15 protein-coding genes are annotated in these 15224 nt (G+C 63.4%); 2 read left to right on the forward strand and 13 right to left on the reverse strand.

Annotated elements, in window-relative coordinates; translation table 11 throughout:
- Positions 1 to 327: 327 nt before the first annotated feature.
- From murB to ETW24_RS13190, 9 genes are all read right to left on the reverse strand, one after another.
- Positions 328 to 1269, reverse strand: coding sequence for a UDP-N-acetylmuramate dehydrogenase (gene murB / locus ETW24_RS13150; RefSeq protein ID WP_129371469.1), 942 nt, complete (start codon positions 1267 to 1269; stop codon positions 328 to 330).
- Complete coding sequence (locus tag ETW24_RS24305; RefSeq protein ID WP_164982745.1) at positions 1194 to 1499, reverse strand: hypothetical protein; 306 nt, start codon at positions 1497 to 1499, stop codon at positions 1194 to 1196. The genes murB and ETW24_RS24305 overlap by 76 nt, the downstream gene beginning before the upstream one ends.
- 144 nt (positions 1500 to 1643) lie before the next feature.
- Positions 1644 to 1892 (reverse strand): DUF2484 family protein, encoded by a 249-nt coding sequence (locus tag ETW24_RS13155; RefSeq protein ID WP_129371470.1) that lies wholly within the window; start codon positions 1890 to 1892, stop codon positions 1644 to 1646.
- Positions 1893 to 1992: 100 nt separating this feature from the next.
- Positions 1993 to 3390, reverse strand: a complete 1398-nt coding sequence (gene murC / locus ETW24_RS13160) for a UDP-N-acetylmuramate--L-alanine ligase (RefSeq protein WP_129371471.1) — start codon at positions 3388 to 3390, stop codon at positions 1993 to 1995.
- A gap of 5 nt (positions 3391 to 3395) precedes the next feature.
- Entirely contained in the window at positions 3396 to 4487 is a 1092-nt protein-coding gene (locus ETW24_RS13165) for a UDP-N-acetylglucosamine--N-acetylmuramyl-(pentapeptide) pyrophosphoryl-undecaprenol N-acetylglucosamine transferase (protein WP_129371472.1), read from the reverse strand.
- Positions 4488 to 4511: 24 nt separating this feature from the next.
- Positions 4512 to 5678, reverse strand: coding sequence for a putative lipid II flippase FtsW (gene ftsW, locus ETW24_RS13170; protein ID WP_129371473.1), 1167 nt, complete (start codon positions 5676 to 5678; stop codon positions 4512 to 4514).
- A gap of 594 nt (positions 5679 to 6272) precedes the next feature.
- Positions 6273 to 7445, reverse strand: a complete 1173-nt coding sequence (locus tag ETW24_RS13175; protein ID WP_129371474.1) for an NAD(P)/FAD-dependent oxidoreductase — start codon at positions 7443 to 7445, stop codon at positions 6273 to 6275.
- A 133-nt stretch (positions 7446 to 7578) separates the two neighbouring features.
- Complete coding sequence (locus tag ETW24_RS13180) at positions 7579 to 7782, reverse strand: hypothetical protein (RefSeq protein WP_129371475.1); 204 nt, start codon at positions 7780 to 7782, stop codon at positions 7579 to 7581.
- A 482-nt stretch (positions 7783 to 8264) separates the two neighbouring features.
- Complete coding sequence (locus tag ETW24_RS13190) at positions 8265 to 8525, reverse strand: transposase (protein WP_368075927.1); 261 nt, start codon at positions 8523 to 8525, stop codon at positions 8265 to 8267.
- 38 nt (positions 8526 to 8563) lie between these two features.
- Between ETW24_RS13190 and ETW24_RS13195 the strand changes: the two genes are divergently transcribed.
- Positions 8564 to 8857, forward strand: coding sequence for a putative quinol monooxygenase (locus ETW24_RS13195; protein WP_129371478.1), 294 nt, complete (start codon positions 8564 to 8566; stop codon positions 8855 to 8857).
- A 5-nt stretch (positions 8858 to 8862) separates the two neighbouring features.
- Positions 8863 to 9312, forward strand: a complete 450-nt coding sequence (locus ETW24_RS13200; RefSeq protein WP_129371479.1) for a MarR family winged helix-turn-helix transcriptional regulator — start codon at positions 8863 to 8865, stop codon at positions 9310 to 9312.
- A gap of 41 nt (positions 9313 to 9353) precedes the next feature.
- On the opposite strand, the gene murD is transcribed toward ETW24_RS13200, so the two are convergent.
- The 4 genes from murD to ETW24_RS13220 all read right to left on the reverse strand — a co-directional run bounded on the left by murD (position 9354) and on the right by ETW24_RS13220 (position 15222).
- Positions 9354 to 10751, reverse strand: coding sequence for a UDP-N-acetylmuramoyl-L-alanine--D-glutamate ligase (gene murD, locus ETW24_RS13205; RefSeq protein WP_129371480.1), 1398 nt, complete (start codon positions 10749 to 10751; stop codon positions 9354 to 9356).
- Positions 10752 to 11233: 482 nt separating this feature from the next.
- Entirely contained in the window at positions 11234 to 12316 is a 1083-nt protein-coding gene (mraY, locus tag ETW24_RS13210; RefSeq protein ID WP_129371481.1) for a phospho-N-acetylmuramoyl-pentapeptide-transferase, read from the reverse strand.
- A gap of 21 nt (positions 12317 to 12337) precedes the next feature.
- Entirely contained in the window at positions 12338 to 13738 is a 1401-nt protein-coding gene (locus ETW24_RS13215) for a UDP-N-acetylmuramoyl-tripeptide--D-alanyl-D-alanine ligase (RefSeq protein WP_129371482.1), read from the reverse strand.
- On the reverse strand, positions 13735 to 15222 hold the full coding sequence (locus ETW24_RS13220) for a UDP-N-acetylmuramoyl-L-alanyl-D-glutamate--2,6-diaminopimelate ligase (protein ID WP_129371483.1): 1488 nt from the start codon (positions 15220 to 15222) through the stop codon (positions 13735 to 13737). The genes ETW24_RS13215 and ETW24_RS13220 overlap by 4 nt, the downstream gene beginning before the upstream one ends.
- Between the last annotated feature and the right edge of the window lie 2 nt (positions 15223 to 15224).

Here is a 15224-nt window from a genome sequence, read left to right on the forward strand (position 1 = left end):
GCTTTGCGCCCCTGTTTCTTGGAGCCTGGAACTGGCCCGCATTATGTCTTTGCGCCGGTCAGGTCCGGCTGATTTTTGCGGGGCAGCCTGCTCCGGATTCTGCCGGGCATCCGCCCCGGATACTACCCGGCATCCGCCCCTTGGCATCGGCATAGCATTGCCGCCTCTTCGGCACCCTACCGCCGAAAATCTTACCGGGGCGTTAATAATGCCTTTACCACGTTTAACAATTACCGCTGCCCGCGCCCTTCCGGAGCTTTATTGCCACCCCTAGCTGCGACAAGCGAAGCCTTTGTCAGCACTCAAGTTTTCCAGCTATTCGGCCAGTTATTCGGGAAGCGGATCACCAATCCGCATGATCTCCCATTCTAGCGTGATGCCGGAATCTTCGTAAACCTTTTTCCGCACATCTTCGCCCAGACCTTCCAAATCTGCGGCAGTTGCGCCACCCGTGTTGATAAGGAAGTTGGAATGTTTCCCGCTCATCTGCGCACCGCCGCGCCTTGCGCCGCGCATGCCGGCGTTGTCGATCACCTTCCAGGCCTTCAGGTCATGCACGTCATCCGCACGGCCCGTGGATGAAAACCCCGCCGGATTGCGGAAGGTAGAGCCGGCCGAACGGTCGCGGGTCGGCTGGCTTTCATCGCGCTTCTGCAGCTGCGCCTCCATCCGGTCATGCAGGTCCTCTGGATCGCCTTTGGGACCGCGCAGGGTGGCATAGACCAGCACCGCGCCCTCCGGGAAAGCGGTCTGGCGGTACTGGAAATCCAGCTCCTGCGCAGTGATCTCGCGAATCTCGCCCTCGCGGGTCACGATGGTGGCCGACACAAACACATCCGCAGTATAGCTGCCGTAACAGCCCGCGTTCATCCGCACCGCACCGCCGATCGAACCGGGGATTGTGCGCAAAAAGGTCAGGTCAACACCTGCATCCGCCGCACGTTTTGCTACATGGGCATCCAGCGCCGCCGCACCGGCGGTGACGGTATCCCCGTCAACCGAAATTCCATTAAAGCCGCGGCCGAGACGGATCACCACCGCGCGCATGCCGCCGTCGCGCACAATCAGGTTCGACCCCACCCCCATAGGGAACACTGGCACCGCCGGATCCAGCCGGCGCAGGAATTCTGCCAGATCGTCTATATCCGCAGGCTGGAACAGATGGTCCGCCGGACCGCCAACCCGCAGCCAGGTCAGCTCCGCCAGCGGTTTCTGCCAGGAAAGCCGCCCACGAACCGCCGGAAGGATGATTTCAGTTTGCTCCGCCATCGTTTTTGCCGCCCCAGCTTCCAGCCAATAAACGCGCACAGTCCGTATACAAGATGGCCATCGAAATAAAGGGTGAACGCGGCGCCATGGTCATGATTTTCGTGAAACCGGTCCGGAGACAGCCAGATCAGCACAAGTCCCCAAAGCAACACCAATGCTTGCGCCAGCCGGTACCACTTGAACCGGGCCAGATAATAGAAGCCAATCAGCCAAACGGCGCCAAAGGCCATCCAAATTGCAACTACAGCGGTCACTACCAACCTCCACGTCCGGCAACACGCGCACCGAAGCAACAGCAGGAAACATAAACAATCTCCCGTAGGTAGCACTTGCTGTGAAAACAATCCGTAAACGCGCAGTGATTTCCTGCCCGGTCAGCGGCTCAGCGAGCGTTTGACCCAACGCCCCAGATAGATCACCGGCCAGCGCAGCACCGACATGCCTGCCAGCAGCACCGCCAGCCCCCACCAGGGGCCGTTTTCATATGTGACATAGCCAAGCAACGGAATGCCCAGCGCAATCAGCACATAGGCGCGCCGCCAATGGTTGTCCCGGCTCGGAATCATCGCCAGCACATTGGCCGCCAGCGCCCAGATGGCGGCAAGGGTCAGCGACACACTCATGCCCGGCCTCCCCGTCCCGCCTTTTCCTCTTGCCAAAAATATCCCGGGGGGCGCCGCCGCAGGCGGCGGGGGGCAGAGCCCCCGGCTGCACCTGCAACACTCATTTGCCCAGCCGTTCCGGCAGGCCGTTGGCCCAGGTGCTGATCGTACCCGCCCCCAGGCAGACAACCATGTCGCCGGGCCGCGCCTGCTCGCGCACCAGGCGCTCCAGATCTTCTTCGTTGAGGATGGCGCGGGCGTGGCGGTGGCCGTGGCGGATCAGCCCGGCAACCAGATCATCGCGGCCGGCGCCCTCGATCGGGTCTTCGCCTGCTGCGAACACCTCGGCAATCGCCACCACATCCGCCTCGTTGAAACAGGCGCAGAAATCGTCGAACAAGTTCGACAGGCGCGAATAGCGATGCGGCTGATGCACTGCGATCACCCGGCCCTCGCTGGCCTGACGCGCCGCCTTCAGCACCGCGGCGATCTCCACCGGGTGATGGCCGTAGTCGTCGATGATGGTGACGCCGTTCACCTCGCCCACCTTGGTGAAACGCCGGTTCACACCGCCAAAGGCCGCCAGGGCCTCACGGATCTCAGAACTGTTCATACCCAGATGCCGGGCCACCGCCACGGCAGACAGCGCGTTGGAGACATTGTGGTCCCCCGGCATCGGCAGGGTGCAGCCCTCGATCACCCGGTCTTCGGCCTGCAGATGCACGTCAAAATGCGCCACACCGCCCTTGTAGGTCAGGTTCTCGGCCCGCACATCGGCCTGGGCGTTGAAACCATAGGTCACAACCCGGCGGTCGGAAATCCGCCCGATCAGCGCCTGCACCTCGGGATGGTCAGTGCAGCAAACGGCGATACCGTAGAACGGAATGTTTGAGACAAACTCCAGGAACCCGTCGCGCAAAGTGTCAAAGTCGCCCCAATGCTCCATATGCTCGGGGTCGATATTGGTCACCACGGCGATGGTCGCAGGCAGCCGGTTGAACGAGCCGTCGCTCTCGTCCGCCTCGACCACCATCCATTCGCCCTGCCCCATCCGCGCGTTGGAGCCATAGGCGTGAATGATGCCGCCGTTGACGATGGTCGGGTCAAAGCCGCCGGCCACCATCAGTTCGGCCATCATAGTGGTGGTGGTGGTCTTGCCGTGAGTGCCGGCAATGGCGATGTTGGACTTGAGCCGCATCAGCTCCGCCAGCATATCGGCGCGGCGCACCACCGGCAGGCCGCGCAGGCGAGCCTCGTCCAGCTCCGGATTGCCCGGCTTAATGGCGGAAGAGATCACCACAACCGCGGCGTTCTCCAGATTTTCCGCCTTCTGGCCCACAAACACCCGCGCGCCCAGCTCTTCCAGCCGGCCGGTAATCTTGGAAGATTTCAGGTCCGACCCCTGCACCATATAGCCAAGGTTCAGCAGCACCTCGGCGATGCCCGACATGCCAATGCCGCCGATCCCCACAAAATGGATCGGGCCGACGTCTCCGGGCAGTTTGGTTGCAGGGTTCATGACAGTTATCCTTCTTCGGCCAGCTGCTCGACCAGTGCCACCAATCGTTCGGTGGCATCGGGAACCCCGGCGCTCAGTGCGGCTGCCGACATTTGCGTGGCAGCCCGCGGGTTACTCAGAATTGCGCCCATATGCTCTGCCAGCACCGGGATATCAAGAGCACTTTCCGGGATCACCACCGTGGCATTGGCGTCAACCAGCCCACGGGCATTGGCGCTTTGGTGGTCGCCCGCCGCAGCGGCAAAGGGGATCAGGACCGAGGGCCGCCCGATAATCGAGATATCGGCCACCGACGAGGCGCCCGAGCGCGAGACCACCAGCTGCGCCTCCGACATCCGCGCAGGCACGTCGGTAAAGAAGGTCTGCACATCGGCGTTGATGCCGTGTTCGGCATAGAACGCATTGACCCGGTCCAAATCCTCTGCCCGCGCCTGATGCGACACCCGCAGATAGCGGCGGATTTGATCCGGCAGCGCAGCCACTGCCCCGGGCACCACGTCGGACAGGATCCTCGCACCCTGGCTGCCGCCCATCACCAAGAGCGACATCGGATAGTCGCCCGGCGGAATATAGGCAGCCCCTGCCCGTTCCATTACCGCGCTGCGCACCGGGTTGCCAACGTGCTCATGCGCAACACCTTCGGGCAGCGCGGTTGGCCAGGTGCCGCAGGCAACCCCCGCAACCCGCTTGGCAAAGATCTGGTTCACCCGGCCCAGCACACCGTTCTGTTCATGGATCATCCGCGGCAGCTTCAGCAGCGTTGCCGCCCCCAAGGCCGGGATCGACGGGTAGCCGCCAAAACCGATGACGGCATCGGGGCGTTCGCGCCGCAGCTGCATCATCATCGACAACACACCGCCTGCAATCTTCGGACCCGCCAGCGCCTTGGCCAGCAGCCCGCCGCGGGCAAAGGTGGCCGAGGACACTTGCGAAATCTCAACCGCGCTTGGAAACGACGCGGTGTAACGCGCGCCCCGCGCGTCGGTCGACAGCTTCACCCGCCAGCCGCGCGCCAGCATCATCTCGGCCAGCGCCTGTGCCGGAAACATATGGCCGCCGGTTCCGCCAGCGGCCATCAAAAGCAATTTCTGTGCCATCCCAGGGGGTCTCTTTCACATCTCTCAGCGGCCGCGGCCGTTCAGGTAATCCGCAATCCCGCCCTGCGGACGCGTGCGGGTAAAGGCCAAGAGCATACCCACCGCAATCCCGGTGGCAATCAGCGAGGATCCGCCATAGCTGACAAACGGCAAAGTCATGCCTTTCGCGGGCAAGAGCCGCACCGCAACCCCCATGTTGATCATCGCCTGCACGCCGAACATGCAGACCAGTCCGGTGCCCGCGAGACGGATGAATATATCGCGCTCGCGCATCAGCCGGAACAGCGAACGCACCACGATCGAGGCGTAAAGCACGATCAGAACCGCCACCAGCACCAGCCCGTATTCCTCGGCTGCAACGGCAACGATGAAATCGGTATGGGCATCGGGCAGCGACCATTTCACCTGCCCCTCGCCAACGCCGACACCAAACAGCCCGCCCTCTCGGATCGCATTGGTGGCATAACCCAGCTGAGTGGTGGGATCGACATCAGGGTTCAAAAACCCATCAATGCGGCGGGCGAAATGCTCCGAGCTGTTATAGGCAAAGACACCGCCCATCACCACCACGGCGGCCATGCACACCAGCAGCAGCATCGGCGCCCCAGCCACAAAATACATCACCCCCCAGCCGAACAGGATCAGGCTGGCCTGGCCGAAATCCGGCTGCAAAACCAGCATCATAACTACCATCATGCACAGCGCGAAGGACATCAGCGTGCCGGGTGGCCCGTTGATCTGCTGGCTGGCGGCAATCATCCAGGCCGCAACCACAATAAAGCCGGGCTTCAGGAACTCCGACGGCTGCAGGGAGGCAAAGCCCAATGAGTACCAGCGCACAGCCCCCTTGCCAAAATCGGTGCCGAAAATCGGCAGGAACGCCAAGGCGACAAAGGCCAGGGCAAAGCCCAGCACCGCCAGCCGCCGCACCAGCGTCGGCGACATCACGGATGTCACCAGCATCGCCGTCAGCGCCGTCAGGCCAAAAACCGCCTGCCGCTGCACATAGTGGAAATTGCCGAACCCGTTGCGCTCCGCCAGCGGCACCGAGGCCGCCAGCCCCAGCAGCAATCCGATCACGAACAGCATCAGGATGCAGGACATTGTCCATTTATCCAGCGTCCGCCACCATTTCGGAAGAATCGGCTCACCTGCCTGCACGGGAACCGCGCCATAGACCATCTCAGTCATGGGAATACCGCCACTATATGCCTCGTTCCGCCCCATTTTTCGGGGTCTCACAGAAACTGTAACGAAACGTGAGCCGCGGCGCCAGAAAAAGAACACAGTTCGGCGGAAAACCACCGCCCCGCCGACCGCCCATCTTGACAGGCGGGAAGCTGCCAGCGGATGCCGACGCTCCGCGGGAACCCGCCGCCTGAACTATACAGTTGCCAGGCAGAAAGCCATTCAAGAGCCGGAAAATCACGGCTTTGCTCCGGCCAGCGGTCCGGCACGGGCTGCAGCCGCGGCAAATGTCCGGAAGGCCCCGCGCTGCGCATGAGTTCGTGCCCGACGCAGCAAAAGCTGACCTATCTTAGATCGGCTGCGGGTGCCCGATCCGGTGAACTGGCAGTCTAAGCCCATGCACGATGCCGCTCAGCAGTATGGGCGCCTTTGGCTGGCATGCGCGCGGAACCGGGAATAGTTTCGCAGTTTTCAACTTCGGGTTTGTGCTGTTGGCCGAGGTGATCTCACCTTGGTTGACAGAGGGTTTTGCCATGACCATTCAGCATCCTGCACCGGCGAAACCGCGTTGCGGCCGCATGACCGCGGTTACAGCATTCAGCCCCCAAGCCCCTCAGCAATCGCTGTTCCCGCTGCCCAGCCCGAAGACCACGCCCATTGAAAATTATAGCCGCCAAGCCAGCCGGTGACATCGACAGCCTCGCCGATGACATAAAGACCGGGCAAGTTCTTCGCTTCCATTGTGCGCGAGGACAGCGCCTCGGTGGAAATTCCTCCGACCGTCACCTCTGCCTTCGCAAAACCCTCGGTGCCAGTGGGGTGGAATGTCAGCTGCGACAGGTAGCCAGCGGCACGCTCGAGGTCTGCATCGGAACTGTTTCCCAGTTCCTTTGCCAATCCGATACGCGCTGACAACACCTCGGCCAGGCGGTTCGGAAGATGCTCGCTCAATGCGGATCTCAGCCGCGTGCGGGGGGCCCGCCGCCGAGCCTCGCGCAGCACCTCCAAGGCATTGTCGACAAGCGTCAGGACAACGGGTTCGCCGGGTGTCCAATAGGAGGACACCTGCAAGATAGCAGGCCCCGACAACCCCCGGTGCGTAAACAGCCCCGCTTCGGTGAAACTGGCCGTTCCGACCCGCGCCGTGATCGGGCTGGAAACGCCGGAAATGTCCCGGAACGCCTGCGCGTCCGGACCCAGTGTCAACGGCACCAGCGCGGGTCTCGGCGGCACCACCGTCAGGCCGAAGCGTTGCGCGATCTGATAGGCGATGCCGGTAGCCCCCATCTTCGGAATCGACGGGCCGCCGGTGGCGATGACCAGTTTCGCTGCTGTCGCTCCAGCAACGCGGAAAAGCCCGTCGCCATGGCCGATCTCGCCGATCTGCGTCGAGAGGCGGATATCAACGCCGCCACGGGCACACTCTTCGAGAAGCATCGCTACAATCTGCCGGGCAGAACCGTCGCAGAAGAGCTGTCCCAAGGTCTTCTCGTGCCAGGCGATGCCGTAGCGTTCGACCAGCGCGAGGAAATCCCACTGGGTATACCGTGCGAGAGCGGACTTGGAGAAATGCGGGTTCTCTGACAAAAAACATTCCGGCCCGGTCCTCATATTGGTGAAGTTGCACCGGCCTCCACCTGAAATCAGTATCTTCTTTCCTGCCTTGTCTGCATGATCCAGCAGGAGCACGCGCGCACCCGCCTGTCCGGCAATCGAGGCTGCCATCAGTCCGGCAGCACCGGCACCAAGCACAATTACGTCATATTTCATGCACGTCCTCTACGTCTCCCGGACAGAGGAGAAAAGGGACAATCGCACCTACGCCTCGCTCCAGGCACAACGGAGAAGCAGGAAATCTGCTTCCTCGACCGTGTCAGCTCTCAGGCATTCAAAAACGGACAGGTTAGTCGTCTTTCCACGCCCGCCCGTTCTTGCGGATTGGAATGGCCGGGATGGCGTCACGCATAAGGATGGCTGCGTGACAGCGGTGTGTGGCCTTGGCCAGTTCTGACTTGCCCGGAATCCGTGCCAGCTGCGCGGCCAGCCAGACCTCCAGTTCATCGAGCAAAGGTTTTGACGTAAGCGGCGCCTGGAGGGCACCGGGCATTCAACTTGACGGCTGGAAGTTCCAGGGGGGGAGCCGCCAGCCGGCTGGCAGGGTGACCTGCAGCGATGGCGTCATGGGCGGCCTTGAAGCAGGCGAACGGCGCGACGCCGTTGATCTTTACCTTGGCGAGGAGCGACGCAATGCGGCCCCAGGCGCGGCTGCCTTCGCCGTGACCGGCAAAAAGTGCGTTCTTCCTCGTCAGAGCGATCGACGGATCAGATTCTCGCACCACAGCCCGGCAGGCAATTGCGCAGCAATCTGCCAAGAGGGGCTGTGGAGCCGATCCCGATACGGCCATCGTGCAGAAAGGTGTGCAGACCGTCCTTCTGCCGGTGGATGCAGGCCGGCCTTTCTCCCAGACGTGACTTTGAGGAGATCCGGCGCGCTGGCTTTACATCCATTCTCCAAACCCGGCGGCCAGCGGCGGGGTGCGGGAGTGCCGGGCGCCAGCTTGATCCTGACAGCGCCCGAGACGATCCGGATCACTTTTTCTGATGCGGTAAGGTCTGGTTCCGGTGGCACCTCCGGCGCATCGCAGTCCCCTGCGGGGCGAAAACCGGTTCGTCCAGCTCCGCCGCTGGCAATACCAACCTCCCCTGTTTCGCCAGCCTGCGCCAGGCCGTCAGCTGGTTCGCTACGACTCCGTACCGTGCTGCCACGCCATTCACTGTCGCGCCCGGCTTAAGCGTATCCGCCATCGCAGCCCGCGCCTGAAGCCACCTTGACACTGCGCCCGGCGCCATTCAAATAATTATCATGGTAACATAAATGGAGAAACACCATGACCGCCCCCTTCCAACTGGTCGCCAGGATCACTCCGAAACCGGAACACATGCAGGATGTGCGCCAAAGCCTGCTGGATATTCTGGAACCGACCCGCGCCGAACCCGGCTGCCTGAAGTTTCTGCTGGCCGAAGGCCGCGATGGCGATTGCTTTTATCTCGACGAAGAATGGGCCAGCGACGACGCCCTGGCGGCGCATTACGCGGCGGACTACATCACGCCGGTCTTCGCCAAATACGAGGCTTGGCTTGCAGCACCGGTGGAAATCCACAAGATGACCCCGCTGGCCTGAGCCTCATGTTTTTCCTCAAGGACCTGCCGTCTCAGCAGATGGTCGGCACCTACGCCAAGGCCTACGGCGCCGACCCGGACCATATCACCAGCGCGCTTTTGATGATGCGCCGCGCCAGCCTGCTGATCCGCAGCCTCGACGCCTATTTTGCCCTCCACGGGCTGTCACAGCTGCGGTTCCTGGTGCTGATCGTGATCGACCGCGAACCGGACCGCACCTCGCTGGCCCCGAATGAGATCGCCCAACGGATCGACGTGTCAAAACCGGTGATGACCCGCACCCTGCAATCGCTGCAGAAAGACGGGCTGATAACCCTTTCGAACAACCCATCCGACGGGCGCTCCAAAGCAGCCGCGCTGACACCCGACGGCCATCAGCGGCTGCAAGACGCCCTTCCCGGCTATTTCAAACTCCTGTCAGAGGAGATGGCCAAGCCGTCCACTGCCAGCAGCTGACCCTCAAGGAATTTCCGCTTAGGTGAGACCTGAAACCCCCATTACCCCAGCCGCGCCCACACTTCGGCGATGAAATCCTCACCGCGCTGTTCAAAATTGTCATACTGATCGAAACTCGCCGCAGCCGGCGCCAGCAGCACGGTGTCACCATCCTGCGAGTCCTGAATGGCCCGCTCCACTGCCGCCGCCATAGTGGTACAGACTTCTGCCTGCACATCCAGCTGCAGCGCAAATCCCGCCGCCTCGCGGCCGATGACATAGGCTTTCACCACATTGCCAGCCCGCCCTTTCAAGGCCTCCAGCCCGCCATCCTTTTCCAACCCGCCGCAGATCCAGCGGATGTTCTTGAACGCACTCAGCGCCTTTGCCGCGCTGTCCACGTTGGTTGCCTTGCTGTCATTCACAAACCGCACGCCGCCGGCCTCAGTGACAGTCTGGCTGCGGTGCGGCAGGCCGGGGAATGTCGCCATGGCATCGCCGATCAGCCGCGGCGCCAGCCCCAGGGTGCGCGCCGCCGCATAGGCCGCGCAGGCGTTCTGGTGGTTGTGCGCACCCGGCAGCCCGGTCATTTCCCGCAGATCGATCGAGGCCGCCTGCCGCCCCTTGCGGTATTCCGACAGGAACCCCTTGCGGGCAAAAACCTGCCAGCCCGCCCCCGTAAGCTTGCGCGCGGCGGACACCCGGATCACCCGGTCATCGCCTGCCCCTTCCGACAGCTGACCCGCCAGAAACAGCCCCTCATCCTCGTCGATGCCAATCACCGCGCGGTCCGGCCCGCCCTCGGCAAACAGCCGCCGCTTGGCGGCGAAGTATCCGCCCATGCCGCCATGCCGGTCCAGATGGTCCGGGCTGAGATTGGTGAACACCGCCACATCCGGCGTCAGCGCCCGGGCCAGCTCGGTCTGATAGCTCGACAGCTCCAGCACCACCACGCCGCCATTGCCGGGCGCGTCGATATCCAGCACACCGCGGCCGATATTGCCCGCCAGCTGGCTCTCGCGGCCCGCCTCCTGCAGGATGTGATGCAGCAGCGCCACCGTGGTTGATTTGCCGTTTGACCCCGTTACCGCCACCACCCGCGGCGGCTGATCATGCATCTGCCATTCGGCATCCGCAAACGAGCGGAAGAACAGACCGATGTCATTGTCCACCGGCACCCCTGCCTCCATCGCCGCACGGATCACCGGGTTCGGCTTGGGGTAAAGATGCGGGATGCCGGGCGAAGTGATCAAGGCCGCAACCCCGTCAAAGGCACCGGGTTTATGCAGGTCGCAGCAGGCAAAGCCTTCCGCCTCCGCCGTCTCCCGCGCGTTTGGATTGTCATCCCAGCAGACCGCCTCCGCCCCGCCTGCCCGCAAGGCACGCGCCGTCGCCAGCCCCGAACGGCCCAGCCCCAGCACCGCCACCTTGGCGCCCTCATATCCTTTGACCGGGATCATTGCCTGCCCTCATCTTGATGAATTTGCTTCCGCGGCACATTGCACAGGTGCAAGCCGGGCTTCAAGCGCTGCCCCTGCACAGGCAGCAGGCATGGGCCGCAGGCCCGTGCCACGCCCAACAATTGGCAGGCAGGCAAAGCCTGCCGAAATTGGCGGGAGCATCCCCCCGTTGCGCATCCACCGTACGCTGCCCGCACCGCATCTTCACTCGGCCGGGCTACCCTCTACCCCGTTGCAACAACAAGACCAGGAGACCGGCCCCCTCAAACCACCTCTTCATCGGGTTCAGGGCGGATCCCCAAGAAGCCGCTAGACGGACATGGCCCCCGACAAAGGACATCCGGTGCTCCGCCCCCCTTGGTGGCGCCGCCTTCTAATAAAAGAAAAACCGCGCCAAGCCTGAAGCCCCGCGCGGTTCACATAATAAAGGAAAGCCTCACCACCCGCCGCAAACTCCGGCGCGGCGGGTAAAACCGCGCGCCTCAGCGCACTTTCAGCGTCGCCAGCCCGATCATCGCCAGGATCAGCGAGATGATCCAGAAGCGGATCACGATCTGCGGCTCGGCCCAGCCTTTCTTTTCATAGTGGTGATGGATCGGCGCCATCAGGAACACCCGGCGCCCGGTGCGCTTGAAATAAAGAACCTGAATGATCACTGACAGCGCCTCGACCACAAACAACCCGCCGACGATGGCCAGCACCAGCTCGTGCTTGGTGGCAACCGCAATGGCCCCCAGCGCGCCGCCCAGGGCCAGCGAGCCGGTATCGCCCATGAACACAGCCGCCGGCGGCGCATTGTACCACAGAAAGCCCAGGCCTGCGCCAAACAGCGCCGCGCTGAAAATCAGGATCTCGCCGGTGCCGGGCACGTAATGCACGTCCAGATATTCGGTAAAGTCGACCCGCCCCACCGCATAGGCAATGACACCCAGGGTGCCGGCCGCAATCATCACCGGCATGATCGCAAGGCCATCCAGCCCATCGGTCAGGTTCACCGCATTGGCGGCGCCGACAATGACACAGATCGAAAACGGCACATAGAACAGACCAAGATTGATCAGCGTGTCCTTGAACACCGGCAGCGCCAGCTGGTTCTGCAACGCCTCCGGGTGGAACCGCGCCGCCAGAACCGAACACAGGGCCGCAATCGCAATCCCCAAGGCCAGCCGCAGCTTGCCCGAAACACCTGCCGTGGTCTGTTTTGAAACCTTGGCATAATCATCAGCAAAGCCGATCAGCGCAAAGGCCAGCGTGACCAGCAGCACCATCCAGACAAAGGGGTTATCCAGCCGCGCCCACAACAGCGTCGACGACAGCAGCGCGCCGACAATCAGCAGCCCGCCCATCGTGGGTGTGCCCGCCTTGGAAAAATGCCCCTCCGGCCCGTCATCGCGGATCGGCTGGCCCTTGCCCTGCTTGCGGCGCAGCACGTTGATCAGCGGTTTGCCGAACAAAAAGCCAAAGATCAGCGCGGTCATAAAGGCGCCGCCAGCGCGGAATGTAATATAGCGGAAGAGGTTGAAAAAATCCCCTCCGTCCGACAACGCGGTCAGCCAATAGAGCATCTGGGCCCTTCCCTCGTTCTTTTATGCGTTTTCTTGTGTGGGGGTGGATTGGCCCATTTCGCGGATGCCGTCAACGATCTTGGCCAGCCCCATGCTGTTGGATCCTTTTGCCAGCACGATGTCGCCGCCTTTGATGGCGGCTTTCAAACCCGGCAGGGCTTCGGCACTGGTTTCATGCCAGCCGCCGCGTTTTGCCTCTGGCAGAGCCGCATAAAGCGACTTCATCAACGGGCCGACACAGTGGATTTTCTCAATGCCCGCAACGGCCTGCAGCGCAGCCAGCCCGGCATGCAGGTCCTTTTCCTGCACCCCCAGCTCTCCCATATCGCCAAGATAGGCAATCCGGCGTCCCGCGCCGGGTGTTGCCGCCAGCACCGCCAGCGCCGCCGCCATCGAGGTCGGGTTGGCGTTGTAGCTGTCGTCCAGCAAAGTAACCTCGCCGCTGTCCAGCCGGATGGTTTCCCGCACGCCGCGGCCCTTGACCGGCGACCACAGCGCCAGGCTTTCAACAGCTTTCGCCACATCCGCACCCAGCGCCTCGACACAGGCCAGCGCCCCCAGCGCATTCATCGCAAAATGTGCGCCAAGGGATTGGATATGCATCTCAACCTCGCCGCCCCCCGCCGTGGCACGGGCAACAAGCCCGTCGCCTTTGTTGTCAGATGACAACAATTGGTAATCCCCGGCGCTTTCGCCGAACCAGCGGGCAGTGATGTCCAGATCTTCCGCTGCGCCGCGCAGCACATGGGCCTCGGCAATATCCGCGTTCAGCACCGCAACACCGCCTGGCTCCAGCCCCTGCATGATCGCGGCCTTCTCACGGGCGATGCCCTCAACGTTCTCAAATGCCTCCAGATGCACCGCGGCCACCGTTGTCACCATCGCCACATGCGGGCGGGCTTGCCTGGCCAAAGGCGCGATCTCACCCGGATGGTTCATACCGATCTCAATCACCGCAAATTCAGTGTCACGCGGCATCCGCGCCAGCGTCAGCGGCACGCCCCAGTGGTTGTTATAGCTGGCAACAGCAGCATGGGTGCGGCCCTGATCCGACAGCATCCGCGCCAGCATTTCCTTGGTCGAGGTCTTGCCGACCGAACCGGTCACCGCAACAACCTTGGCCCTGGTGCGGGCACGGGACGCCCGGCCAAGGGCCTCAAGCCCCGCCTGCACGTCGTCCACGATCAGCAGCGGCGCATCGGCGGGAACCCCTTCTGGAATGCGCGAGACCAGCGCAGCGCCCGCCCCCTTTGCCAAAGCCTGCGCCACGAAATCATGACCGTCACGCGCGGCCTTCAAGGCCACGAACATATCACCCGCCTCGATGGTGCGGGTGTCAATCGACAGGCCGGAGACAGCCCAAGCGCCCTGCGCCTGCCCGCCGGTGGCGGCAGCGGCCTCGGTTGCGGTCCAAAGCGTCATGCCAGCCTCCCGTCCAGTGCGGCTGCAGCAATGCTGGCCTGCTCCACATCGTCAAACGGCAGAACCTGATCGCCCACGGTCTGGCCGGTCTCATGCCCCTTGCCGCAGACAATCAGCGCATCGCCCGCCTGCAGCATGTCGGCGCCGCGCAGGATCGCCTCGGCGCGGTCGCCGACCTCGATGCAATCCGGCGCGCCGCCCTTGACGGCAGCACGGATCACCGCCGGGTCCTCGCTGCGGGGGTTGTCATCCGTCACGATCACCACATCGGCGTTCCGATGCGCCGCCTGCCCCATCAAGGGCCGCTTGCTGGTGTCGCGGTCGCCGCCCGCACCGACGATGGCAATCAGCCGGCCCAGCACATGCGGGCGCAACGCCTTGATGGCGCTGGCCACAGCATCGGGCGTATGGGCGTAGTCAACAAACACGGCTGAGCCATTGTCACGAGACGCCGCCAGCTGCATCCGCCCACGGACGGTGGTCAGATGCGGCAGGGTTTCAAACACCCGCTCCGGATCCTCGCCGCCGGCAATCACCAGCCCGCAGGCCAAGAGCACGTTTTCCGCCTGAAAGCCGCCAATCAGGTTCAGCCGCACCTGATACGGCTTATCATGCCAGGAGAACCGCACATCCTGCCCGGTGCCGTCATAACGCAGCCCCATCAGGTTCAGATCGCCAAGCCCGCGGCCCACGGAAATCACCTCCTGCCCGCGGGCAGCGGCCACCGCACGCATCTCAGCGCCGCGGGGGTCGTTCAAGTTGATGACGGCGACGCCTTCGTCCGGCAGCACACGGCGGAACAGGCCCGCCTTGGCGTTGAAATAGGCGTCAAACGTCTCGTGATAATCCAGATGGTCCTGGGTGAAATTGGTGAACCCCGCCGCCGCCAGCTGCACCCCGTCCAGACGGCGCTGGTCCAGCCCGTGCGAGGATGCCTCCATCGCCGCATGTGTCACCCCTGCGGCGGCAGCCTCAGCGAGGGCGCGGTGCAGGGTGACCGGCTCCGGCGTGGTATGGGCCAGCGGATAGCTCCAGGCGCCCTCAATTCCGGTGGTGCCCATATTGACGGCCTCATGGCCCAGCTCAGTCCAGATCTGGCGCACAAAGGTGGCTACAGAGGTCTTGCCATTGGTGCCGGTCACCGCAACCACGGTCTGCGGCTGGCCGCCGGACCACAGCGCGGCGGCATAGGCCAGCGTCTGGCGCGGATCCTCGACCACCACAAGTGCTGCGTGGCTTTCGTCCAGCAGTTTGGCGGCGATGCCCGCACCCGCTGCATCGGTCAGAATGGCGGTGGCGCCCTTATCCAGCGCGGCAGGGATGAATTTCGCGCCATGCACCTGGCTGCCCGGAAGGGCTGCAAACAGGAACCCCTCGCGCACGTCGCGGCTGTCTACCGCCAGGCCGCGGATCTGCGGGTCGGCGCCGCCCCGGGCGGTCAGCCCCAATTGGCTTAGCGGCTGGTCTGGTCTGCTGCTGCTCATGG

The sequence above is a fragment of the Leisingera sp. NJS204 genome, from assembly GCF_004123675.1.
GTDB lineage: Bacteria > Pseudomonadota > Alphaproteobacteria > Rhodobacterales > Rhodobacteraceae > Leisingera.

Bases quoted from the DNA above. Each gene is read 5' to 3' on its own strand.
- ftsW (WP_129371473.1), bottom strand. From the start codon at position 5,678: ATGACTGAGATGGTCTATGGCGCGGTTCCCGTGCAGGCAGGTGAGCCG.
- ETW24_RS13220 (WP_129371483.1), bottom strand. From the start codon at position 15,222: ATGAGCAGCAGCAGACCAGACCAGCCGCTAAGCCAATTGGGGCTGACC.
- ETW24_RS13195 (WP_129371478.1), top strand. From the start codon at position 8,564: ATGACCGCCCCCTTCCAACTGGTCGCCAGGATCACTCCGAAACCGGAA.
- ETW24_RS24305 (WP_164982745.1), bottom strand. From the start codon at position 1,499: ATGGCCTTTGGCGCCGTTTGGCTGATTGGCTTCTATTATCTGGCCCGG.
- ETW24_RS13165 (WP_129371472.1), bottom strand. From the start codon at position 4,487: ATGGCACAGAAATTGCTTTTGATGGCCGCTGGCGGAACCGGCGGCCAT.
- ETW24_RS13215 (WP_129371482.1), bottom strand. From the start codon at position 13,738: ATGACGCTTTGGACCGCAACCGAGGCCGCTGCCGCCACCGGCGGGCAG.
- ETW24_RS13175 (WP_129371474.1), bottom strand. From the start codon at position 7,445: ATGAAATATGACGTAATTGTGCTTGGTGCCGGTGCTGCCGGACTGATG.
- ETW24_RS13155 (WP_129371470.1), bottom strand. From the start codon at position 1,892: ATGAGTGTGTCGCTGACCCTTGCCGCCATCTGGGCGCTGGCGGCCAAT.
- murB (WP_129371469.1), bottom strand. From the start codon at position 1,269: ATGGCGGAGCAAACTGAAATCATCCTTCCGGCGGTTCGTGGGCGGCTT.
- ETW24_RS13200 (WP_129371479.1), top strand. From the start codon at position 8,863: ATGTTTTTCCTCAAGGACCTGCCGTCTCAGCAGATGGTCGGCACCTAC.
- murC (WP_129371471.1), bottom strand. From the start codon at position 3,390: ATGAACCCTGCAACCAAACTGCCCGGAGACGTCGGCCCGATCCATTTT.
- ETW24_RS13180 (WP_129371475.1), bottom strand. From the start codon at position 7,782: ATGCCCGGTGCCCTCCAGGCGCCGCTTACGTCAAAACCTTTGCTCGAT.
- ETW24_RS13190 (WP_368075927.1), bottom strand. From the start codon at position 8,525: ATGGCGCCGGGCGCAGTGTCAAGGTGGCTTCAGGCGCGGGCTGCGATG.
- murD (WP_129371480.1), bottom strand. From the start codon at position 10,751: ATGATCCCGGTCAAAGGATATGAGGGCGCCAAGGTGGCGGTGCTGGGG.
- mraY (WP_129371481.1), bottom strand. From the start codon at position 12,316: ATGCTCTATTGGCTGACCGCGTTGTCGGACGGAGGGGATTTTTTCAAC.